We start from the raw sequence: 21,047 nt of genomic DNA on the forward strand, positions 1-21,047 counted from the left end.
GAGAGGGAACATCGTCCGGACCGGGCCCGCCGCGCCCTAGGCTCGCCTCATGGCCTGGTCGACCCGCTCCTCCCGCACCGTTTACGAGAACCGCTGGATCCGTGTGCGTGAAGACGAGGTGACCGGGCCCGACGGTGACGGGATCTACGGTGTGGTGCAGATGCAACAGCCCGCGGTGTTCGTCGTGGCGCTCGACGACGACGACCGGGTGTGCCTGGTCGAGCTCGAGCGGTACACCACCGGGCGCTCGCTCGAGATACCCGCCGGCGGAAGCGACGGCGAGGACCCCCTCGTCGCCGCGCGTCGCGAGCTCCGGGAGGAGAGCGGGGTGACGGCCGCGCGTTGGGACTATCTCGGCCGCATGAACGCGCTCAACGGCATCGCCGACGCCCCGGAGCACGTGTTCCTCGCGCGCGCCCTGGACATCGCGGATGCCTCGTCCTCGCAGCGCGAGGAGGGCATCGAAGCCGTGCGGTGGGTACCGTTCGCCGACGTGCTCGGGCTCATCGCCGACGGCACGATCACCGATGGCGAGACGATCGCGGCGCTGGCCTTCGCCGGCATTCACGCCGGTCGCTTCCGCTGAACTCAGCGGCCGCGGGAGGCTGCGCGCACCACGACTGCGTCGGGCAGAAGCCGGGACGCGGCGACGAGCATCTTGTAGCGCAGTGAGGGGATCGACACCGCGCGCCCGCGGGCTGCGTCGCGCAGTCCCTCGCCCACGACCGTCTCGGCGTCGAGCCACACCCCGGGCGGAACGCCCTCCTGCCCCGGCGGAAGCCCGAGCCGCTCGTGGAAGTTCGTGTGGACGAAGCCCGGGCACACCGCGGTGACGGTCACGCCGCGCGGGCCGTAGGCCACGTTCGCCCAGCGACTGAAGGAGATAAGCCATCCTTTCACCGCACCGTAGGTGCCGCGCGGGACGAAGCCGGCGACCGAGGCGACGTTGATGATCCGGCCGCCGCCCCGCTCGAGCATCGCCGGGAGAGCCGCGTGCGTGAGCCGCAACGCGACCTCGACGTGCAGACGCAGGTGGCGCACCTCATCGGCGACGTCGTTCTTCTCGAACGCCAGGTCGAGACCGAATCCGGCGTTGTTCACCAGGACGTCGACGCCGGCCGACAGGCGCGCTTCGACCACGGCGCGGTCGTCGTCGTCCAGCAGGTCGGCCGGGAGCACCTCCACCCGGCTGCGGGAGACCGCGCGGATGTCATCGGCGACTGCGGCGAGCGCCGCGCGGTCGCGTGCGACGACCACCACGTCGGCACCGCGGGCGGCGAGCTGCCGGGCGAACTCGGCGCCGAGGCCCGAGCTCGCGCCGGTGACGAGCGCTGTCCGCGTGGTCACCGATCCCCCGGTTCGTACGTCTCGAAGCGGTACCGGATGCCCGTCCGCGAGACGCGCCAGCCGTCGTCCGGGTCGGCGGCGGTGCGCGTCCACCCCGCGAGGGGCGGGGCGAACGTGTCGCCCTCGACCTCGAGATCGAGCTGCGTCACCTCGAGCACGTCGGCGTGCCCGATGGCCTCGGCGTACAGCCGACCACCGCCCATCACCCAGACTTCGAGCGTGGTGGACAGCGCGCGGGCCGCGTCCAGAGAGCCGGCGCGTTCGGCACCCTCGTCCGTCCAGTTCGCGGAACGGGACACGACGATGTTCCGGCGTCCCGGGAGGGGACGGAACCGGGGCGGGAGGGACTCCCACGTGCGGCGCCCCATGATGACGTCGGACTCCCCCGTCACGGCGCGGAAGTGCGCGAGGTCTTCGGGCACATGCCACGGCATCCCGCCCTTCGCGCCGATGACGCCGCCGCGGGCCTGGGCCCAGACGAGCCCGAGCCTGGTCATACCGCGACGGCCGCTCGGATCGCCGGGTGGTGCTGATAGCCCTCGACGACGACGTCGTCATAGGTGTAGTCGAAGATCGACGCGGGCTTCCGGGCGAACCGCAGAGTGGGGTACGGGTAGGGGTCGCGCGAGAGCTGCTCCTGGACCTGCTCGCGGTGGTTGTCGTAGACGTGGCAGTCGCCCCCGGTCCAGACGAACTCACCCGGCTCGAGCCCCGTCTGCTGCGCGATCATGAGCGTGAGCAGCGCGTAAGACGCGATGTTGAACGGCACCCCGAGGAACATGTCGGCGCTGCGCTGGTACAGCTGGCAGGACAGTCTGCCGTCAGCGACGTAGAACTGGAACAGGGCGTGGCACGGAGCCAGGGCCATCTCGGGGATGTCGGCCGGGTTCCACGCCGACACGATGAGGCGACGGGAGTCGGGGTCGCGGCGGATCTGCTCGATCACCTGCGAGATCTGGTCGATCTCACCGCCGTCGGCGGTGGGCCAGGACCGCCACTGCACGCCGTACACGGGCCCCAGTTCGCCGTCGGCATCCGCCCACTCGTCCCAAATGGTCACGCCGTTCTCCTGCAGCCAGGACACGTTGGACTCGCCGCGGAGGAACCACAACAGCTCGTACACGATCGATTTCAGGTGCACCCGCTTGGTGGTGACGAGCGGGAACCCCTTCGCGAGGTCGAAGCGGATCTGCCGACCGAACACGCTCGTCGTCCCCGTGCCGGTGCGATCGGACTTGTGCACGCCCGTCTCGAGGACGTCGCGGAGGAGATCTTCGTACGGGGTGGCGATGTCGGCGGTCACGGCCCTCACGATACCCGGGGACCCCGACACGGGGGCGGTGGGTGCGGAGGATGTGGTCGATCGTGCGGCCGGGGAGGAGGGCTCAGGCTGGATGCGGGCTGAGCAAACGCCGGAGGAGAGCGTCATTCGGCGACTCATCGGCCTTCGCCCCTCGTTCGCGCGTTAGCGTTGTCGGTCGTGGACCTGACTCTCGCTCTCCTCATGACCGCCGCGCTCGTCGTGGTCGCCGTGGGCGCCGGCGTCGTCTTCCGCCGGGCCCAGGGCCGCGCGCGGACCGTGGATTCCGCCGAGCTCGTCGACCCGCGCCGCCTCGGTGCCGACGGACTCGGCGAAGAAGCCACGCTGCTGCAGTTCAGCACCGAGATGTGCTCCCGATGCCCCGGCGTGCACCGCATGCTCTCCGACATCGCCGAGGCCCGCGACGGTGTGCGTCACCTGGACGTCGACCTCACCCATCGCCCCGACATCGCCCAGCACTTCCGGGTGCTGCAGACACCGACCACCCTCGTCCTCGACCGCAACGGCGCCATCCGCACGCGTTTCGGCGGCACACCGGGCCGCGCCGTGGTCGAGCTCGAACTGACCCGCTTGCAGGAGGAGTCCGCCCATGCCTGAGGTCCAGCGCATCGACGTCCGCGGCCCGCGGTTCGCGGCATCCCTCACCGCCGTCCTGCTGCTGATCGCGACGTTCCTGTCGCTGATCGGCATCGCGACGGCTCGCGCCGACGTCGGATGGTTCGCGTATCAGCCCCTCTCGGACCAGACGTTCGTCCCGGGCAGTTGGGCGGTCTCGTCCGCACCGATCGCCGCGCGCGTCGCGGACCCCGGTTTCCTCCTGGTACTCGTCATCGCCGCGCTGTTCCTCTGGGGCGTCGTGTCACCGCGGACCGCACCGTGGGGCGTCCTCTACCGCCGCGTCGTGCAGCCGCGGCTCGCTCCGGCGACGGAGTTCGAGGACCCGCGACCTCCGCGCTTCGCCCAGGGCGTCGGACTGTTCGTCACCGCCGTCGGCCTGCTCCTGCACCTCGCGGGAGTGCCCTGGGCGCTGCCCATCGCCGCGGCCGCGGCGTTCCTCGCCGCCTTCCTGAACGCGGCGTTCGGACTGTGCCTGGGATGCCAGCTCTACCTGCTTCTGCAGCGGGCGGGGCTCATCGGGCGCCGCCGTCCGTCGGCGGCCTGAGCCGGTTCCTCTGCACCGGCTGTCAAGACCCCCGACGTGTCGGGGCCCGTGGCTAGGCTGACCTTCGCCGCAGCCATTCCGGGTTGCGCGGAAAAAACCGCGGAGGTTCGAATGTCCGTCACGAGCGAAGCCACCACAGCCTGGAAGGGCAGCCTCTTCGAGGGATCGGGCGAGGTCACCTTCACGTCGTCGGGGATCGGCACGTTCGACGTGAACTGGAAGGCCCGCAGCGAGGGCTCGACCTCGGTCACCACTCCGGAAGAGCTCCTGGCCGGTGCGCACTCGTCGTGCTTCAGCATGGCGCTTTCCAACGCCCTCGCCGAGAACGGCACCCCGCCCGAGTCGATCGACGCGACCGCCTCGGTCACCTTCAAGCCCGGGACCGGGATCACCGGCAGCCACCTGAACGTCAACGCCGTCGTCCCCGGCATCGACGCCGCAACGTTCGAGAAGATCGCGAACGACGCCAAGGCGAACTGCCCGGTCTCGCAGGCGCTCGCGGGCATCGACATCACGCTCGAGGCGACGCTTGCCTGAGTCCTCCTCGGCCCGACGCGTCGTCCTTGCCGGCGCGTCGGGCCTGATCGGTTCGGCCCTGGCGGAGTCGCTCCGCGCGGACGGTGTCGAGGTCACGTCGCTCGTTCGGCATCCCGCATCTGACCCTCACGAGGTGCAGTGGCTGCAGGATGCCACCCCGCTGGACCCCGGCATTCTGGCCGGTGCCGACGCCGTGGTGTGCCTCAACGGTGCGTCGATCGGGCGATTTCCCTGGACGCCGTCGTACAAGAGTCAACTGCTGTGGTCGCGCATCACCCCGACGCGCACGCTCGCCACGGCCATCCGGAAGCTCGGTGAGGAGGCTCCCGCGCTCGTGAACGCCTCTGCCACGGGCTACTACGGCTCGCAGCCGGGCGCGGTGCTCACCGAGTCGTCGCGGCGAGGTGACGGCTTGCTCGCCGACATCTGCGAGGAATGGGAGAACGCCGCCCGCGCGGCCGGGCCGCGGGCGCGCGTGGCCCTGCTGCGTACGGCGCCCCTCGTACACGCGCGCGGTGTCCTTAAACCTCTGCTCCTTCTCACCGCAGCCGGCGTGTCGGGCCCGATCGGACGCGGCACACAGGTGTGGCCGTGGATCACGCTCGAGGACGAGGTCCGCGCCATCCGCCACGTCATCGACTCCGACATCGACGGCCCCGTGAACCTCAGCGGGCCGACCCGCGCCACCGCGAACGACCTCGGCTTCGCGCTCGCCCGGCGGATGAACCGGCCGTACGTCCTCCGCGCCCCCGTGTGGGGCATGCGGCTCGCCCTCGGTCGCGATGCGACGGATGCCCTCCTGACCTCGGATGCCGATGTGCGCCCCGCCGCGCTGCAGGACAGCGGCTTCGAGTTCCTGCATCAGACCGTCGAGGACGCCGTCGCGTCCTCGGTCCCCGCCGCGCACTGACCTCCGCGGGGCTGGGTCGCCGCGGTGGTCGGGATCCGCGTCCAGCGGCCCGGCCGTCAGGCGGCCCGGCGTTCGGCGGCCTCCAGGGAGATCGCTTTCCGCACGGCTTCGCGCGCACGTCGGCGGTCGCCGGCCGCGTCGTAGGCGAGCCCCAGCCGGTACCACGCGCGCCAGTCCACGGGATGCGCCTCCACGTCGGCCCGGTAGGCGGGGAACAGCGCATCGGCGTCCTCACGGGTCGCTCGTCCGCTCGGCCGTACCTCGACCTCCTCGTCGGGCAGCCCGCCCTCGGCATCCAGAGTCTCGCCCAGTCGCTGAGCGCGCACGCCGAACCACAGCTCGCGACCGATGGCCCACAGGGCGATAAGCGGCAGCACGATGAGGGCGACCCCCATGGTCACGCCGACGCCGTCGCCGCTGGTGAGCAGGATCAGCGCGCGCTGACCGGCCAGCACGATGTAGAGCAGCAGCAGCGCCGTCATCACCGCGACGGCGACGCGCGTCCTCATGCGCTCGTGACGCCGGCGACCTGCCCCGACACGTCCCCGTCGGCGATGGGGGCCTCTGCCCGGGCGGGCCGCGTCCGCACGCCGATGTCGATGAAGCTGTCGAGCCCCACGACGACGCCCCGCGCCTCGTGCGCGGCGGCCATCGCGATCCGGATGCCGGGAGCATATGCCGTGGCCGGGTCGATCGTGTCGTGGACGATCGACAGCGATTCCCCGCTCCCCGAGAGCACGGTCTCCTGCCGGGCGACGACACCCGGCCGCCGCAGCGAATGGATGGGAACGGAGGCGACCTGCTGGCCACGGGCGCGCTGGTCGACGTGCGGCGACTGCACCGGACCGACCTTCTCGCGCGCGGCGGCGATGAGTTCCGCCGTCCGCACGGCCGTGCCGCTCGGGGAGTCCACCTTGGTCTCGCGGTGCGCCTCGATGATCTCGATCGAGGGGAAGAACGGGGCTGCGGCCGCGGCGAGAGCGCTGCCGATCACGGATCCCAGCGAGAAGTTCGGGATGAACACCGCACCGGTACCGCTGGCATCCACGAGGGGGCGGACGAGGGCGATCCGCTCATTCGACCAGCCGGAGGTGCCCACGAGCACGTTGATGCCGCGCTCGATGGCCGCACGCACGACGTCGATCGACACCGCCGGTGTCGACGCGTCGATCACCAGGTCGGCACCGTCGAGCTCGGCGAGGTCGGAGCCGGAGCCGAGCACCGCCGAGACCTCGTACCCCTCTTCGGCCTCGACGACGTCACGGATGACTCCGCCGAGCTTTCCGGTTCCGCCCACGATGGCAACGCGTGTGGTCATGCTGCCAGCCTAAGCGGCGGCGCGACGGTCGGACCGGTCCTGCACACGGACGCGCCGGGACCGCGCTCGCCTAGCATCGAAGGGTGGTCTCGCTCCGTACATCCCCCGTGGACGCCCCCGATGCTCACGCGCTGCTCGAGGAATACTTCGCCCTGCGCGCCTCGATCTTCCCCGGCGGCGGGTACCGCACGGTCTTCCCGTCGCCCGCGACGTTCGTCGAACCCGACGGCGTCTTCGTCGTGCTCGACGACGACGAGGGCCGCGCCGCCGGGTGCGGTGGCATCCGTCGGATCGCCGACGGACCGCGGGGACCGCGCGACGAGGTGAAGCACCTCTTCGTGGGCGACGCCGGCCGCGGTCGCGGCTGGGGACGGATGATCCTCGACGACCTCGAGCGCCGGGCCCGCGAGCGCGGCGCCGCCGAACTCGTCCTCGACACCCATCACACCCTCGAGGCCGCCGGCGGCCTGTACGCACGCTCGGGGTTCGTCGCGATCCCGGCGTACAACGACAACGCCAACGCCACCAGGTGGTACGCGAAGGCGCTGTAGACGGGTGACGGACTCCACGCGGCATCTGTACGACACCGTCGCCGACACCTACGCGCGGGTGCTGCCCGACCTGGGCGCCGAGGCTGCGTCCGAACTCGACCTGATCGCCGCATTCGCCGGCATCGTGCCGGAAGGGCGCGAGCCCGTTCTCGACGCGGGATGCGGCACCGGACGGTTGCTCCCCCACCTGTCTCACCTCGGCCTCGCGCCGCTCGCGGGCGTCGACCTCTCCCCCGCGATGGCGGCGCACGCCCGCCGGGTCGCACCCACGGCGGCGATCGAGGTCGCGGCGTTGACGGCGCTCCCGTTCGCGGATGGCGGGGTACGCGGCATCCTGTGCTGGTACGCGATCATCCACAGCGACGCCGTCGAGCTCGCCGCGATCGCGAAGGAAGCCGCCCGGGTCCTGGTCGGCGGTGGCCCGTTCCTCCTCGGCTTCCAGGCGGGGACGGGAGATCGCGTCGTCGAGCGGGCGTACGGACACGACGTGCTCCTGCGCGCCGTCCTGCACGAGCCGGACGAGGTCGCGGATGTGCTCGACCACGCGGGCTTCGACATCGTTTCGGCGCAGCGACGCGGTCCGCGGGCGCACGAGAAGCACCCGCAAGGCTTCGTCCTCGCCCGGCGACGTCGGGAGGCCGCGTCGTCAGCCTCTCTCACCGATGTCGCGCTCTGACCTCAGACCGGAAGCGGGTCCACCAGCCCCGTGCGCAGCTCGACCGGAAGGTGGGCGAGGTCGTTGTGCGAGAGCAGGGTCCAGGGGCGGCCCTTCTTCTGCGCGATCACGGTCAGGCCGCAGTACGCCTGGTTGATCGTCATCCATCTCCAGTCGGGAGCCTGCAGCACCTCGCGCACGAACCATGCGATGACGAAGTTGTGCGTGATGAGGAGTTCGTGCACTTCGCCCGTCTTGCGCGCGAGGAACTCGGCCGTGGCATCCGCCATCTGCGCGCGCCCCGCCTCGATCTCGGCCTCGGTCACCGCACCGAAGAACGGCTCGTACGCCGCCGGGGTCTCGGGCGTCATGCCCGTCGGCACGCAGTCGAAGAGCAGAGCGGATGCCTCGGGGGCGACGGACGGCAGGCGTTCGGCGACCGCGCCGGCGGTCTGCGCGGCCCGTTCGAGGGGTGAGTGCCACACGGCATCCAGCGGCAGCCCCGACAGACGATCGGCGAGGAGAGCGGCCTGCCGCTGGCCCCGGGGAGACAGGGGTCCGTCGGTGAGTCCGTGCTCGGCGTCCTGGTGCTCGCCATGGCGCACCAGGTAGATGTAATGCGTCACGTCAGCTCACCTCGTCGTCAGTGTGCGGGCCCCCCGCAGAACACCTCCAGCCTACGTCACGCCCCCGACATGGGGCCGTTCACTCGGCGGCGCGGGCGATGTCCGACAGCTGGGCGCGACTGAGCCGGACACCCACGGCCCGCATGCACTCCACGACATGGCGGGGCGCGAAAGCGTTGACGATCGGCGCCGTCACGACCTTCTGCGCGAGCAGCCAGGCCACTGCCACCGCGGCGTCCGGGATCCCGAGCTCGTCGCCGATCGCGTCGAGCGCGCGGAGCACCCGTGAGCCGCGGCGATTGAGGTGCGCGGCGAGTTGCGACCCGCGCACCGAGCCGGCCTGCTGACCGCGCGTGCGGGTCTCGCCGGCGAGGAAGCCGTGGGCGAGCGGATGCGACGGAGTCACAGCGATGCCCTGCGCCGAAGCGATGAGACGCAGATCGCCGTCGAACTCGTCGCGTCGCAGCACGTTGTACGGCACGTCGAGCACGGTCACGCGAGGATAGCCCGCGGACGAGAGGATGCGGGCCTCCACGAGCTGAGACGCCGAGTAGCCGTGGGCGCCGATGGCGCGCACCTTGCCGCTCTCGACGAGCCACTCGCACGTGGCCAGGGTGTCCTCGAGCACCGCGCTGTCACCTCGCACGGCATCCAGCGACAACACGTCGATGCGGTCGGTGCCCAGCCGGCTGAGCGACGCCTCGACGGCCCGGACGAGGTTGACCGCGCCGAGACCGGGGTTGTCGGGATGCCGCCCCACGCGCACCGTCAGCACCGTGTCGTCGCGCGTTCGGCGCGACCGCATCCACGAGCCGATGATGTGCTCGCTGCGCCCGGCGGCATAGCTGTCGGCCGTGTGGATGGCGTTGCCCCCGAGCTCGACGTACGTGTCGAGGATCTCGTGACTGACCTGCGCATCGACGTTCCAGCCGAACTCGCCGCCGCCGAGGAAGAGCGGGAAGACGTCGAAGCCGGTTTCACCGAGTGGCACGCGGACGTGCGACCCGAGACCCGGACCCTGGAGCGTCACGGGCGCAGACGGGTGCAGCGCCGGAGCGGGCGGCTGCGGCACGCGGTTCCGGCGCAGGGGCGGCGAGGCCGTCTCGTCGACGCCCGAGCCGCTCATGGGCCTCTCCTCGTGCGCCGGAGACCGGACGCCGACGGCGCCCGCTTCGCCCCCCGACGCGTAGTTCGAGGGTAGGGCCTTCCCGGGGCGGGACCGCCGATTCGCCCGGCCCGGCGGTAAACATTGCATAACGCTTGACCATCGCGTCGAGCGCGCCCGGACGCGCGAGTGCCCGCCCCGCAGGACGCGGGACGGGCACTCGACGACGGGATCAGCCCTCGGCGGGAGCCTCGGGACCCTCGCTCGCGGCAGCCGAGCTCTGCGTGTCCGCGGGCTCGGGCGTCGTGGCGGCCTCGTCGAGGACGGGCTCGAGCGAGAGCTTGCCGCGGTCGTCGATCTTGGTGATGCGCACCAGGATCTTGCGCCCCACGGAGAGGACGTCCTCGACGTTCTCGACGCGCTTGCCGCCGGCGAGCTTACGGACCTCGCTGACGTGCAGCAGGCCGTCCTTGCCGGGCAGGAGCGAGATGAACGCACCGAAGGTGGCGATCTTCACGACCGTGCCCAGGAACTGCTCGCCGACCTCGGGGTTGGTCGGGTTGGCGATCGCGTTGACCTGGGCGCGGGCGGCCTCGGCCGAGGGACCGTCGGTCGCGCCGATGTAGACGGTGCCGTCCTCCTCGATGGAGATGTCGGCGCCGGTCTCGTCCTGGATCGCGTTGATCGTCTTGCCCTTGGGACCGATGAGCTCACCGATCTTGTCGACCGGGATCTGCACGCTGATGACGCGCGGCGCGGTGGGCGCCATCTCGTCGGGCGCGTCGATCGCGGCGTTCAGCACACCCAGGATGGTGAGGCGCGCCTCACGGGCCTGCTGGAGGGCGGCGGTCAGCACCGACGACGGGATGCCGTCGAGCTTGGTGTCGAGCTGGATCGCCGTGACGAACTCGCTCGTTCCGGCCACCTTGAAGTCCATGTCGCCCAGGGCGTCCTCGGCGCCGAGGATGTCGGTCAGCGCGGCGTAGCGCGTCTGACCGTCGACCTCGTCCGAGACCAGACCCATCGCGATGCCGGCGACGGGGGCGCGCAGCGGCACACCCGCGTTCAGCAGCGACAGGGTCGACGCGCACACCGAGCCCATCGAGGTCGAGCCGTTGGATCCCAGCGCCTCGGAGACCTGACGGATGGCGTAGGGGAACTCCTCGCGGCCGGGAAGCACCGGCACGAGAGCGCGCTCGGCGAGGAAGCCGTGCCCGATCTCGCGACGCTTCGGCGAACCCACGCGGCCGGTCTCACCGGTCGAGTAGGGCGGGAAGTTGTAGTGGTGCATGTACCGCTTGCTCGTCGTGGGCGAGAGCGAGTCGATCTGCTGCTCCATCTTGAGCATGTTCAGCGTCGTGACACCCAGGATCTGGGTCTCGCCGCGCTGGAAGATCGCCGAACCGTGGACGCGCGGGATGACCTGCACCTCGGCGTCGAGCGGACGGATGTCGGCCAGGCCGCGACCGTCGATGCGCACACCCTCGGTGAGGATGCGGCCGCGCACGATCTTCTTGGTGACCGACTTGTAGGCCGCGGAGAACTCCAGCGGAGCACCGGCGGGGAGCTCCCCCGCCTCGACGGCGGTGATGAGCTCGGCCTTGACGCGGTCCTTGACGGCGTCGTCGGCGTTCTGGCGCTCCTGCTTGTCGGCGATCTGGTAGACGCCGACGAGGTCGTCGTACGCGCGACCGGCGACGAAGTCGTAGACCTCGGAGCTGTACGCGGGGAAGACCGGGTAGGGCTGGATCTCCTTGGCGGCGGTGTTGGCCACGACGTTCTGCGCGGCGACGAGCTCGCGGATGAAGGGCTTCGAGGCCTCGAGGCCCTCGGCCACGACCTGCTCGTTCGGCTTGGTGGCGCCGCCCTTGATGAGGTTCCAGCTGCCCTCGGTCGCCTCGGCCTCGACCATCATGATCGCGACGTCGCCGTCGTCCAGGACGCGGCCGGCGACGATGAGGTCGAAGACGGCATCCTCGAGCTGCGCGGCGGTCGGGAACGCGACCCACTGGTCGGCGTGCTCGCCGTGACCGGGGATGAGCGCGAGGCGGACGCCCGCGATGGGGCCCGAGAACGGCAGACCGGAGATCTGGGTCGACAGCGACGCGGCGTTGATGGCGAGGGCGTCGTAGAACTCGCCCGGCGCGATCGAGAGCACGGTCACGACGATCTGCACCTCGTTGCGGAGACCGTCGACGAACGACGGACGCAGCGGGCGGTCGATGAGACGGCACACGAGGATGGCCTCGGTGGAGGGGCGACCCTCGCGGCGGAAGAACGAGCCGGGGATCTTGCCGGCGGCGTAGGAGCGCTCCTCGACGTCGACGGTCAGCGGGAAGAAGTCGAAGCCTTCACGCGGGTGCTTGCCGGCGCTGGTGGCCGAGAGAAGCATGGTCTCTTCGTCGAGGTACGCGGCGACCGAGCCCTGCGCCTGCTGCGCGAGACGACCGGTTTCGAAGCGGACCGTGCGGGTACCGAAACGGCCGTTGTCGAGAACGGCCTCAGCGGCGGTGATTTCTGGACCTTCCAAGAGGTCCCTCCTTCTTTGTTTAGGCTCGCCGCCCCGTGTGGGCGACGAGCTGACATGCGAAGGAGCAGGAACAGGCAGAAAGGGCGCGCCGACGGGTCGACCCGGAAATCCCGGCGACTGGCCACCAGTAGACGACCACCCGGCATCATGACGGGGAGTCCACCACAGGGGACCAGCGTCTGCCGGCCTGCTCCGTGAGCTCATCTTGAGTTGAGCGGATGCCATGGCGGCATCCTCCGAGAGCCTACCAGGGCCGGGCTTTCCCGGGTGGTTCCGGGCCGACCGGTGCCGTACCCTCGCCTCATGGGCCTCAGACGTCACACGCGTCACATGCTTCTCGCGTGTGCTCTGCTGTGCGCCGCCCTCGTCGCCACGCCGGCCAGCGTCGCGACCGCCGCCCCCGTGCGCCTCGCCGCCGCAGGGGACGACGATCCCGCGGTTCAGGACATCCAGCGGCGACTGGATGCCGCCGAAGCCGCGGCCTCCGCCGCGTCGCGTCGGGCCTTGGATGCCTCGGCGGCGGCCGAGCGCACGCGGCGACTGGCCAAGAGCACGGCGGCGCGCGCGGAGACCCTGACCGCCCAGAGCACCGCAGCCGACGCGACGCTCGCCGCAGCCAGCGCGCGGGCCGGTGCCAGTGCCTCCCGGCTGTACCGCACGACCTCCGGCGGGCCGCTCGTCGCGCAGCTGCTGACCACGGCCGACCCGGACTCGCTGCTGGACCGTCTCGGCATCCTGGATCGGGTGACCGCGTTGACCGCTCGCACGGTCGGCGAGGCGCGCAGCGCCGCGGATGTCGCCGCGTCCCTTCGCGCGCAGGCCGAAGAGGCGCGCGCCGAGGCCGCACGCCTGGCGGCGGAGGCGGAGACCACGGCGGCGGAGGCAAAGACGGAAGCGGATGCCGAATCGGCCACCGTCGCAGCGACACAGGCCGAGCTGGACGCGCTCTTCGCCCGATTGGCGGCTCTTCGCGAAACGACGGTGGCCCAGGAACGTGCCGCCCGTCTGGCTCAACAGACCGCGGCCCAGGCGGCCGAGCCGGGCGGAGCCACCGGTGGCGGTTCGGGCTCGGGCGGCGGGGCTTCGGGCGGCGGTTCGGGCGGATCTGGCGGCGGGAACGGTTCCTCCGGCGGATCCGGTGCTTCGGGCGGCTCCGGTTCTTCGGGCGGCTCCGGTTCGGGCTCGAGCGGCGGTTCGGGATCCGGCGGGGGTTCGAGCTCCGGCGGCGGCTCGAGCTCCGGCGGCGGATCGGGATCCGGGAGCGGATCGGGCGGCGGATCCGGCGGCACGACAGCGCCGGCCGGTCCGACGATGAGCCCGAGTCAGGCACGCGATCACGCGCGTGGCGCACTCGGGGGCTACGGATGGGGCGACGACCAGTTCTCATGCCTGGTGTCGCTGTGGAACCGCGAATCGGGGTGGCGTGCCGACGCCCTCAACCCGTGGAGCGGCGCCTATGGCATCCCTCAAGCGCTTCCCGGGGAGAAGATGGCCGCGGCCGGGCCGGATTGGCGGACCAACGCCGCGACGCAGATCGCCTGGGGCCTGTCGTACATCAACTCCCGGTACGGCTCCCCCTGCGGCGCGTGGGCGCACTCCGAGTCGACCGGCTGGTACTGACCCGTCGGAGACCGTGTCCCGGCCGCGCGTGCCGTGCACGCTCAGCCAGATCGCGTGAACCCGGCGCCGCGGACGCCCCTCAGGACGACGCGCGCTGGCGCTGGCGGTCGCCGCGGGTCGGCAGCTCGACGTAGTCGCGGTGCTTGGGGAGGATGCCGTCGCCGGCGGTGCGCCCGCGGAGGCGCCGCCACAGCCAGGGCAGCGCATCGCGCGTGAGCCAGCCGGGCTGCGGCACCTCGTCGTCGGCGTGCAGCGCCTCGTCCAGGCCGGACAGCTCTCCGGCGTCGGGGACGCCCAGGGCCTCGGCCGCGCGATAGGCGACGAGGCGGTGTCCGCGCGAGCGCAGGTGCACGAGGTCGTCGGCCCACAGCGGCAGGTCGCCGATCTCGGCGACGGCTTCGAGGTCGAGGAGGATCGCGCCGTGCGTCCGGGCGATGCGCCGGAGCTCGACGTTGTACGCCGAGAAGCGTCGGGCGAAGATCCGCGCCGCCGCCCGCCGCGGAAGGAACGTCGTGACCAACAGCACGTCCGCGCCGGTGCGGCGGACGGCCCGGACGGCCGATTCGACCTCTGCCGCCAGAGCGGGGATCACGGGAGCGGGTCCCACCAGGTCGTTCGCGCCGATGAGGATCGAGACGAGGTCGGGCTGCAGTGCCAGCGCCGCGGGGATCTGCTCATCGATCAGATGCCGCACGCGGCGGCTGCGCACCGCGAGGTTGGCGTACCGGAACGGCCCGTCGTCGCTCGTGTGCGCGAGCAGTTCGGCCAGGCGATCGGCCCACCCGCGGAAGTGCCCCGCCGGCATGCGCGACGCGTCGCACAACCCCTCGGTCAGCGAGTCACCGAGAGCGACGAAGCGTGTCCAGCGTCCGCGCGTGCGCCGCTCGGGCACCTCGGGCCGCTCTCCCCCGCGCACGAGCATGCCCTCGTCCATCGCGCGCAGCGCCGCGGCCTCACGGTAGTGGCCGACGAGATCACGTGTCAGCGCGTCCCAGGTGCGCCCCGCGACCGCCTCCCGGGCCGCGCGCGCGAACGCCTGACGCTTGGAGTCGTCGCCGACGAGATCGGCCACGCGCGCGCGCAGGTCGTCGAGGTCGCCCGGGCGGTACAGCCATCCGTCGACGCTGGAGCGGACGAGGTCGAGAGGTCCGCCCACGCCCGTCGCCACCACCGGTACGCCGCTGGCCAGTGCCTCCTGGATCGTCTGCCCGAAGGTCTCGCTCTCGCCCGGGTGCACGAAGACGTCGAATCCGGCCATCGCCCGCGCAAGGTCCGTCCCCGAGAGGTGGCCGGTGAACACGGCATCCGGGATCGCCTTCTCCAGTGCCGGCCGCGAGGGGCCGTCACCCACGATCACCAGGCGCGTGCCGGGGAGGTCGGCGAGCGCCCGCAGATCGTCGACCTGCTTCTCGGGCGCCAGGCGCCCCACGTATCCGACGACGCGCTCCCCGCCCGGGGCGACGGCGGCACGCCAGACGTCGTCACGATGCGCGGGCGCGAAGCGGACGGCATCCACTCCCCGCCCCCACCGGCGGACACGATCGACACCCAGACCCTCGAGCTGACGCACGGACGCCGACGAGGGGGCAAGGGTGAGAGTGGCGCGGCGGTGCAGCCGAGTGACGTGGCCCGCGACGAGCGCGGTGGCCTGCGGCAGGCCGTACTTCTGGGCGTAAGCGATGACGTCGGTCTGGTACACGGCGACCGACGGGATCTTGAGGGCCTCGGCGGCGGCCAGTCCCTGCCAGCCCAGCACGAACGGGGATGCCAGGTGCACCACGTCGGGGCGGAACTCGCGCAGAAGCGCACCGAGGCGCGCCGCGCGCGCGAACACCACACGCACCTCGGGGTACGACGGCAGCGGCACGGAGCGCAACAGCTCGGCGCGAGCGCCGTGCAGGTCGGCGGTGACGTCTCCGGACTTGGGGGCGATCACGAGCGTCTCGTGACCGGCCTCCGCCAGATGACGGAGGACGTGCAGAACGGAACCGGTGACTCCGTTCATGTGCGGGAGGAAGGACTCGGCCAGCAGCGCGACTCTCACGCCTCCAGGGTGGGACCGGCCGGCGGGTCCCGGCTGCGAACCCGGCCCGACGTTCGCGATGTTCACCGGATGCTCCGCACCGCGTCACCGCCACGTGGGCCGTGCGTCTCGATCCGCGGCGGAGAGTGACCGGGTGGACGGGATCGAGGCGTGGCTCGGGGTGATCGCGGCGAGCCCATGGGCCCTCCCGGCCATGGCGACGCTCGTGTTCGCCGACGCCTTCCTCGTCGTCATCCCCGGAGAGGCGGCGGTGACGGCGTTCGGCGCCCTGGGGGTGGCGCAGGGCGCACCGCCGCTCATCGCCGTGGTCGCGGTCGCCGGCGCCGCGGCGTTCTGCGGGGACCTGTGCTGCTACCTCGTCGGGCGCGCCGTCGGCGTCGAACGCTGGGCGTGGATGCGGGGGCCGCGGGTACGCTCGGCGCTCGAATGGGCACGTGCCCGGCTGGAGCGCAACACCGCGGTCGTGCTGTTCACGGCGCGGTTCGTGCCGTTCGCCCGGCTCGCCGTGAACCTCGCCGCCGGGGCTGCCCGGCTGAACCCGGCTCGATACCTCGGTGTCGTCGCGGTCGCCGCCACCGCCTGGGCCGCCTACCAAGCGGTGATCGGCGCCCTGGTCGCCGCCCTCGTCCCCGGTGGACCGCTGGTCGCGGTCGTCGTGTCGGTCGTGGTCGCCATCGGGATCGGCATCGGCATCGACCTGCTCCTCGCGCAGCGGGCGCGACGGCGGGCGGCGCGGTAATCCGCTCGCCCGCGGGTCTCAGCCGAGCGCGAGCGTGCGTTCGGCGGCATCCACGAGCTCGTCGCCATAGGACGGCCCGTGTCCGGCCGCATGCACGGCGAGGGGATGCAGCTGGTGGACGGGCACGCGCTCACGCCAGCCCGGACGCAGCGGATGCCGGGTGTCGTAGGCCGCGAGGATCCGGTCCAGGAACGGGCAGCCGAACAGGGCGAGCATCGCCAGGTCGGTCTCGCGGTGGCCGCCGTGTGCCGCGGGGTCGATGAGGACCACGCCCCCGGCGGACCAGAGCACGTTGCCGGCCCACAGGTCCCCGTGCAGGCGCGCGGGACCGTCGTCGTCGTCGAAGGCGCCGGCCGACAGGAGCGCGCATGCCCGTCGCACGATCCCGGCTCCTGAAGCCGAGAGATTCCCCGCCGCGACGGCCGGGTCGAGGAAGGGCTCGACGCGCTGGGCCGCGTAGAACGCCCCCCACATCGGCTCGGGCCGCGCCGGCTGCGAACGGCGGCCGATGAAGATGTCGCCGGTCCACCCGGGCGGCGGTGCACCGAAGGCCGCCGCTCCGGCGTCATGGGTCTCGGCCAATCCCGCACCGAACCGCTCCGCGGCCTCGGCGGTCGGGCGCTCGGGCGTCACCCGTTCGAGCACGATCCGCGTCGGCGCGGTCTCGAGCACCTCCACCACCCGGACACCGCCCGCGGCGGCGAGCCACGCCAGCCCCGCGGCCTCCGCCGCGAAGAAGCCGTCGGGGGCGTCGTCCCGGGTCTTCACCAGCCGTTCCATCGCTCCAGTCTGTCGCGATGTCGGAGGATGCGGCGACGATGGAGCGATGAGCGACGGTTTCGACCCCGGTTTCCTCGGCATCCCCCTGCCCCTTCCCTCCCCCGCCCTCGAGACGATACGGCTGGACTATCCGCGGTTCTCGGTCCTGCTCGCACCCGAGCGGCGTCTCGCTGCCGTCACCGGAGTCGTCATCGACGGGGCGACGCTGCGCGACCTTCCGCGCTCGGGAGAGTGGCGTCTCGATCCGCGCGCGCCCGACTCCGCTCAGGCCGGTCCCGAGATCTACAGCCGCAACGATCTCGATCGCGGTCACCTCGTGCGCCGCCGCGACCCGGGGTGGGGCGGTGCGTCCGAGGCGCGGGATGCCACGGAGGCCACGTTCTTCTACACCAACGCGGCACCGCAGGCGGCGGGCTTCAACCAGTCCAAGGAGCTCTGGCTCGGACTCGAGGATCACGTGCTCGCCTACGCCGAGAGCACCGATCAGCGGCTCGCCGTGTTCACAGCGCCGGTGCTCGATCCGGACGATCCCCCGTATCGCGGCATCCGGGTACCGCTGCGGTTCTGGAAGATCGCGGCCTGGCGCTCGCCGTCCGGGCTGGCGGCCGCCGGGTTCATCCTCGATCAGACCGCGTTGGTCGACACGCAGCAGGGACTGACGGTGCCGCCGCTCGGCGCGTTCCGCACGTTCCAGGTGCCGATCCGCGACATCGCCGCCGCCGCGCGCGTCGACGTCGGAGTGCTCGCGGAGGCGGACGTGCTGGAGCGCCCCGGTGTGCGCCCCGCGGGGGCGCGCGAGCTGCGGGACGCGGGCGACATCGTGCTCTGAGCCCGGGCACGCGCGGCGCGCGGGTTGCGGAGTTCGGCGTCGTCGCCCTCTGCCCGTCGACGATCGACGGCCACCGGGAGCGGGGCGGCTCAGCGCACGCGCACCGCGTGCAGCAGGGTGTCGATCGCGTCGTGCGCGTGCCCGCCGCGCAGCTCGGCGTCGCCCGTGCCGCGGACCACCCGTTCGCACCGCTCGATGCGGAACCGGTCGTCGAGCGCACCCCGCAGCAGGTCGGGCGTATAGAGGATCGCAGGGTCGGACGGCCCGTGCCCGCCTGCGGCGATGTTCTCGACGTCGTGGCCCACGACGACGAGCGTCCCGCCGACCGCGACCCACTGCGCGATGCGGGCTATCGCCGCGGCGTTGTCGCCGAGGTGCAGGTAGCACGAGACCACGAGATCCACGGATGCCACCGGCTCCCACGCGTGCACGTCGGCGCGCACCCACGACACGGCGTCCCCGCCGGGTCGGGCCGCCGCGATCGCCAGGGCCTCGGCCGAGAAGTCGACGCCGGTGACCTCCCACCCGCGCGCGGCGAGCCAGAGGGCCGTCCGCCCGTCGCCCGTGGCCACGTCGATGGCGGCGGCGGGCGTCAGCGTCGCGGCGATCTCCCGGACCACGGCGGGCGGCTCGCTCGCCCACACCCCGCCGGCCGACGCGCGATAGCGCTCGTCCCACTGCTCGGCATCCATGCCCTCACCCTAGAGCCGCCGCGCACCCTCGGCGGTCCGCGCCAGGTCAGCCCGAATCCGCGCGACCGGACTGATATTGCGCGAATCACTGAGCCGGCGCCGACGCGCCGCAGACCCCGCCCTCGGCATCCACTCATCGGTCGCCCGCGGCGCACCCTCAGCGATCAGCAGATGATCAGCCCCTCAACGCGCGACCGGACTGAGGTTGCGCGACGCACGGAGCTTGCGCCATATCGCACCGACGCGACGCACCCGGGCAGCACGAAGCCTCGCCCTCCGAACGGAGAACGGGGCTTCGAGGCGGGTCACTCGCCGGAGAGACCGCCGAGCAGGTGACCGAAGGACTTCCCCGCACCGAGGTACGACGACGGGTCGTAGGGGTCGGCATCCTGCACGGGCTCGCGCGCGGCGATCGCGTCGGCGAACTCGCGCGCGGCACGGTCGACGCGGGCGCCGAGCGGCGCGACCTCGTCGGCGTTCGCACCCCAGTCGCTGGATGCCGCGAACACACCGGTCGGGACGGGATTGGCGTGCAGGTAGGTGAACAGCGGCCGGATCGCGTAGTCGATCGCGAGGGAGTGACGCGCGGTCCCCGCGTTCGCCCCGATGAGGACCGGCGTCCCGGTGAGCGCCTGGGGGTCGAGCACGTCGATGAACGACTTGAACAGCCCCGAGTAGCTCGTGGAGAAGATCGGCGTCACGGCGATCACGCCGTCCGCCGAGACCACCGTGTTGATCATCTGCTCGAGCGCCGGCGGAGCGAACCCCGTCAGCAGGTTGTCGGTGAGCTCGTGCGCGTAGTCGCGCAGCTCGAACACGTCGCTGGTGGCCTCCATGCCGCGCTCGCGCAGTTCGGTCAGCGCCGCGTGCGCCAACCGGTCACCGAGCATCCGCGTCGACGAGGGGGTGGACAGTCCCGCGGTCACCACCGCGATACGGCGGGCGGTCATGTCAGGCCCCCACTCGCGTCGCGGCGGCACCGAAGGAGCTGCCGGCCTTGGCCGGGGCGTCCTGGTAGGGGCTGCCGGCGGTGAGGTTGTCACCGCGGTTGGCCCCCGGGACGGCCTGGCGCGGGGCGGCGCCGGCGTAGATCTTCTCGACGAGGTTCGCGTGCGTGGGAGCGTCGGGCACCTCGGCCGGACGGTTCTTCTGCAGCTCCTTGCGGAGGACGGGCACGACCTCTCCACCGAGGATGTCGAGTTGCTCGAGCACGGTCTTGGTCGGAAGGCCCGCGTGGTCGATGAGGAACAGCTGACGCTGGTAGTCGCCGAACGTCTCGCGCATCGCGGCGTACCGGTCGATGATCTGCTGCGGCGAGCCGACGGTCAGCGGGGTCATCTCGCTGAAGTCCTCGAGGCTCGGTCCGTGTCCGTAGACCGGAGCGTTGTCGAAGTAGGGGCGGAACTCCCGCACCGCGTCCTGCGAGTTCGACCGCATGAACACCTGGCCGCCGAGGCCGACGATCGCCTGCTGCGGCGTGCCGTGGCCGTAGTGGGCGAAGCGCTCGCGGTACAGCGTGATCAGCCGCTGGTAGTGCTCCTTGGGCCAGAAGATGTTGTTGGCGAAGAAGCCGTTGCCGTAGTACGCCGCCTGCTCGGCGATCTCGGGCGTGCGGATCGAGCCGTGCCACACGAACGGGGGCACACCGTCGAGAGGACGCGGCGTGGAGGTGAAGCCCTGCAGCGGGGTGCGGAACTTGCCCTCCCAGTCGACGACGTCCTCGCGCCACAGCTTGTGGAGCAGGTCGTAGTTCTCGATCGTCAGCGGCAGGCCCTGGCGGATGTCCTTGCCGAACCACGGGTAGACCGGGCCGGTGTTGCCGCGACCCAGCATGAGGTCGGCGCGACCGCCCGACACGTGCTGCAGCATCGCGAAGTCTTCGGCGATCTTCACCGGGTCGTTGGTGGTGATGAGGGTCGTGGAGGTCGTGAGGATCAGACGCTCGGTCTGGGCCGCGATGTACGCGAGCGTGGTGGTCGGCGACGACGACCAGAACGGCGGGTTGTGGTGCTCGCCGAGGGCGAAGACGTCGAGACCCACCTCTTCGGTGTGCTTCGCGATCGTGAGCGTGTCCTTGATGCGCTGGGCCTCGCTCGGGGTCTTGCCGGTGGTCGGGTCCTGGGTGATGTCGCTCACCGTCATGACACCGAACTGCATCCCGGGCCAGTTTTTCGTCTCGTTCACGATGCCCCTCCTGTTTGTATGCATATGAATATACATGGGAGAACGCGCGGCGCCCGGATCTATTCCCTACCCCATCGGCATCCGGTTCCCACCCCCG

At 71.8% G+C, this 21,047-nt stretch carries 23 protein-coding genes; 10 read left to right on the forward strand and 13 right to left on the reverse strand.

The window, feature by feature from the left end; translation table 11 throughout:
• The first annotated feature begins 49 nt into the window (after positions 1-49).
• Complete coding sequence (locus tag LL239_RS08740; RefSeq protein WP_228163049.1) at positions 50-586, forward strand: NUDIX domain-containing protein; 537 nt, start codon at positions 50-52, stop codon at positions 584-586.
• Between the two features lie 2 nt (positions 587-588).
• On the opposite strand, the gene LL239_RS08745 is transcribed toward LL239_RS08740, so the two are convergent.
• The 3 genes from LL239_RS08745 to LL239_RS08755 are packed head-to-tail and all read right to left on the reverse strand — an operon-like array spanning position 589 to position 2,650.
• Positions 589-1,347: an SDR family NAD(P)-dependent oxidoreductase gene (locus LL239_RS08745; protein WP_228163050.1), complete on the reverse strand. Its 759-nt coding sequence runs from the start codon at positions 1,345-1,347 to the stop codon at positions 589-591.
• On the reverse strand, positions 1,344-1,844 hold the full coding sequence (locus LL239_RS08750; protein WP_228163051.1) for a dihydrofolate reductase: 501 nt from the start codon (positions 1,842-1,844) through the stop codon (positions 1,344-1,346). The genes LL239_RS08745 and LL239_RS08750 overlap by 4 nt, the downstream gene beginning before the upstream one ends.
• Complete coding sequence (locus LL239_RS08755; protein ID WP_228163052.1) at positions 1,841-2,650, reverse strand: thymidylate synthase; 810 nt, start codon at positions 2,648-2,650, stop codon at positions 1,841-1,843. Before LL239_RS08755 ends, LL239_RS08750 begins: the two co-directional genes overlap by 4 nt.
• Before the next feature lie 177 nt (positions 2,651-2,827).
• On the opposite strand from LL239_RS08755, the gene LL239_RS08760 reads away from it, so the two are divergent.
• The 4 genes from LL239_RS08760 to LL239_RS08775 all read left to right on the forward strand — a co-directional run bounded on the left by LL239_RS08760 (position 2,828) and on the right by LL239_RS08775 (position 5,277).
• Positions 2,828-3,265, forward strand: coding sequence for a TlpA family protein disulfide reductase (locus tag LL239_RS08760; protein WP_228163053.1), 438 nt, complete (start codon positions 2,828-2,830; stop codon positions 3,263-3,265).
• Positions 3,258-3,830, forward strand: coding sequence for a DUF4395 domain-containing protein (locus tag LL239_RS08765; protein WP_228163054.1), 573 nt, complete (start codon positions 3,258-3,260; stop codon positions 3,828-3,830). Before LL239_RS08760 ends, LL239_RS08765 begins: the two co-directional genes overlap by 8 nt.
• 111 nt (positions 3,831-3,941) lie before the next feature.
• A complete protein-coding gene (locus LL239_RS08770; RefSeq protein ID WP_228163055.1) occupies positions 3,942-4,367 on the forward strand; it encodes an OsmC family peroxiredoxin in 426 nt (141 codons plus the stop codon).
• Positions 4,360-5,277 carry a TIGR01777 family oxidoreductase gene (locus LL239_RS08775; protein ID WP_228163056.1) on the forward strand — a complete coding sequence of 306 codons (918 nt, stop codon included), beginning with the start codon at positions 4,360-4,362 and terminating at the stop codon, positions 5,275-5,277. The genes LL239_RS08770 and LL239_RS08775 overlap by 8 nt, the downstream gene beginning before the upstream one ends.
• Positions 5,278-5,333: 56 nt before the next feature.
• Here the strand turns inward: LL239_RS08775 and LL239_RS08780 are convergent, their stop codons facing one another.
• Together LL239_RS08780 and dapB are read right to left on the reverse strand one after the other, a co-directional pair.
• The gene (locus tag LL239_RS08780; RefSeq protein ID WP_228163057.1) at positions 5,334-5,786 is read right to left on the reverse strand and encodes a tetratricopeptide repeat protein; all 453 of its coding nucleotides are present in this window, start codon (positions 5,784-5,786) and stop codon (positions 5,334-5,336) included.
• A complete protein-coding gene (gene dapB, locus LL239_RS08785) occupies positions 5,783-6,595 on the reverse strand; it encodes a 4-hydroxy-tetrahydrodipicolinate reductase (RefSeq protein WP_228163058.1) in 813 nt (270 codons plus the stop codon). Before dapB ends, LL239_RS08780 begins: the two co-directional genes overlap by 4 nt.
• Positions 6,596-6,678: 83 nt before the next feature.
• On the opposite strand from dapB, the gene LL239_RS08790 reads away from it, so the two are divergent.
• Complete coding sequence (locus tag LL239_RS08790) at positions 6,679-7,146, forward strand: GNAT family N-acetyltransferase (protein WP_228163059.1); 468 nt, start codon at positions 6,679-6,681, stop codon at positions 7,144-7,146.
• A 4-nt stretch (positions 7,147-7,150) separates the two neighbouring features.
• Positions 7,151-7,822: a class I SAM-dependent DNA methyltransferase gene (locus LL239_RS08795; protein WP_228163060.1), complete on the forward strand. Its 672-nt coding sequence runs from the start codon at positions 7,151-7,153 to the stop codon at positions 7,820-7,822.
• 2 nt (positions 7,823-7,824) lie between these two features.
• Here the strand turns inward: LL239_RS08795 and LL239_RS08800 are convergent, their stop codons facing one another.
• From LL239_RS08800 to LL239_RS08810, 3 genes are all read right to left on the reverse strand, one after another.
• Positions 7,825-8,427 (reverse strand): histidine phosphatase family protein, encoded by a 603-nt coding sequence (locus LL239_RS08800; RefSeq protein WP_228163061.1) that lies wholly within the window; start codon positions 8,425-8,427, stop codon positions 7,825-7,827.
• A 79-nt stretch (positions 8,428-8,506) separates the two neighbouring features.
• The gene (locus LL239_RS08805) at positions 8,507-9,553 is read right to left on the reverse strand and encodes an aldo/keto reductase (RefSeq protein WP_228163062.1); all 1,047 of its coding nucleotides are present in this window, start codon (positions 9,551-9,553) and stop codon (positions 8,507-8,509) included.
• Positions 9,554-9,764: 211 nt separating this feature from the next.
• Positions 9,765-12,062 carry a polyribonucleotide nucleotidyltransferase gene (locus tag LL239_RS08810; protein WP_228163063.1) on the reverse strand — a complete coding sequence of 766 codons (2,298 nt, stop codon included), beginning with the start codon at positions 12,060-12,062 and terminating at the stop codon, positions 9,765-9,767.
• A 303-nt stretch (positions 12,063-12,365) separates the two neighbouring features.
• Here LL239_RS08810 and LL239_RS08815 point away from each other — a divergent pair, with 303 nt between their 5' ends.
• Positions 12,366-13,682, forward strand: coding sequence for a hypothetical protein (locus tag LL239_RS08815; protein WP_228163064.1), 1,317 nt, complete (start codon positions 12,366-12,368; stop codon positions 13,680-13,682).
• A gap of 79 nt (positions 13,683-13,761) precedes the next feature.
• On the opposite strand, the gene LL239_RS08820 is transcribed toward LL239_RS08815, so the two are convergent.
• A complete protein-coding gene (locus tag LL239_RS08820; protein WP_228163065.1) occupies positions 13,762-15,726 on the reverse strand; it encodes a glycosyltransferase in 1,965 nt (654 codons plus the stop codon).
• A gap of 133 nt (positions 15,727-15,859) precedes the next feature.
• On the opposite strand from LL239_RS08820, the gene LL239_RS08825 reads away from it, so the two are divergent.
• Entirely contained in the window at positions 15,860-16,465 is a 606-nt protein-coding gene (locus LL239_RS08825; protein ID WP_228163066.1) for a DedA family protein, read from the forward strand.
• An 18-nt stretch (positions 16,466-16,483) separates the two neighbouring features.
• Here the strand turns inward: LL239_RS08825 and LL239_RS08830 are convergent, their stop codons facing one another.
• Positions 16,484-17,245 carry a fructosamine kinase family protein gene (locus LL239_RS08830; protein ID WP_228163067.1) on the reverse strand — a complete coding sequence of 254 codons (762 nt, stop codon included), beginning with the start codon at positions 17,243-17,245 and terminating at the stop codon, positions 16,484-16,486.
• A 46-nt stretch (positions 17,246-17,291) separates the two neighbouring features.
• Here LL239_RS08830 and LL239_RS08835 point away from each other — a divergent pair, with 46 nt between their 5' ends.
• Positions 17,292-18,074 (forward strand): DNA/RNA non-specific endonuclease, encoded by a 783-nt coding sequence (locus LL239_RS08835; protein WP_228163068.1) that lies wholly within the window; start codon positions 17,292-17,294, stop codon positions 18,072-18,074.
• 89 nt (positions 18,075-18,163) lie between these two features.
• Here LL239_RS08835 and LL239_RS08840 read toward each other — a convergent pair whose 3' ends face one another.
• The 3 genes from LL239_RS08840 to LL239_RS08850 form a co-directional block, all read right to left on the reverse strand.
• Complete coding sequence (locus LL239_RS08840) at positions 18,164-18,766, reverse strand: class I SAM-dependent methyltransferase (protein ID WP_228163069.1); 603 nt, start codon at positions 18,764-18,766, stop codon at positions 18,164-18,166.
• 305 nt (positions 18,767-19,071) lie between these two features.
• Entirely contained in the window at positions 19,072-19,716 is a 645-nt protein-coding gene (locus LL239_RS08845; RefSeq protein ID WP_228163070.1) for an FMN reductase, read from the reverse strand.
• Between the two features lies 1 nt (position 19,717).
• Positions 19,718-20,923, reverse strand: coding sequence for an LLM class flavin-dependent oxidoreductase (locus tag LL239_RS08850; protein WP_228163271.1), 1,206 nt, complete (start codon positions 20,921-20,923; stop codon positions 19,718-19,720).
• Positions 20,924-21,047: the final 124 nt, after the last annotated feature.

Source organism: Microbacterium testaceum, from assembly GCF_020781835.1.
GTDB lineage: Bacteria > Actinomycetota > Actinomycetes > Actinomycetales > Microbacteriaceae > Microbacterium > Microbacterium testaceum_H.

Excerpts from the sequence above, each read along its gene's own strand:
- LL239_RS08740 (WP_228163049.1), top strand. The coding sequence starts at position 50 with ATGGCCTGGTCGACCCGCTCCTCCCGCACCGTTTACGAGAACCGCTGG.
- LL239_RS08750 (WP_228163051.1), bottom strand. The coding sequence starts at position 1,844 with ATGACCAGGCTCGGGCTCGTCTGGGCCCAGGCCCGCGGCGGCGTCATC.
- LL239_RS08765 (WP_228163054.1), top strand. The coding sequence starts at position 3,258 with ATGCCTGAGGTCCAGCGCATCGACGTCCGCGGCCCGCGGTTCGCGGCA.
- LL239_RS08770 (WP_228163055.1), top strand. The coding sequence starts at position 3,942 with ATGTCCGTCACGAGCGAAGCCACCACAGCCTGGAAGGGCAGCCTCTTC.
- LL239_RS08780 (WP_228163057.1), bottom strand. The coding sequence starts at position 5,786 with ATGAGGACGCGCGTCGCCGTCGCGGTGATGACGGCGCTGCTGCTGCTC.
- dapB (WP_228163058.1), bottom strand. The coding sequence starts at position 6,595 with ATGACCACACGCGTTGCCATCGTGGGCGGAACCGGAAAGCTCGGCGGA.
- LL239_RS08805 (WP_228163062.1), bottom strand. The coding sequence starts at position 9,553 with ATGAGCGGCTCGGGCGTCGACGAGACGGCCTCGCCGCCCCTGCGCCGG.
- LL239_RS08815 (WP_228163064.1), top strand. The coding sequence starts at position 12,366 with ATGGGCCTCAGACGTCACACGCGTCACATGCTTCTCGCGTGTGCTCTG.
- LL239_RS08830 (WP_228163067.1), bottom strand. The coding sequence starts at position 17,245 with ATGGAACGGCTGGTGAAGACCCGGGACGACGCCCCCGACGGCTTCTTC.
- LL239_RS08835 (WP_228163068.1), top strand. The coding sequence starts at position 17,292 with ATGAGCGACGGTTTCGACCCCGGTTTCCTCGGCATCCCCCTGCCCCTT.
- LL239_RS08840 (WP_228163069.1), bottom strand. The coding sequence starts at position 18,766 with ATGGATGCCGAGCAGTGGGACGAGCGCTATCGCGCGTCGGCCGGCGGG.
- LL239_RS08845 (WP_228163070.1), bottom strand. The coding sequence starts at position 19,716 with ATGACCGCCCGCCGTATCGCGGTGGTGACCGCGGGACTGTCCACCCCC.
- LL239_RS08850 (WP_228163271.1), bottom strand. The coding sequence starts at position 20,923 with ATGCAGTTCGGTGTCATGACGGTGAGCGACATCACCCAGGACCCGACC.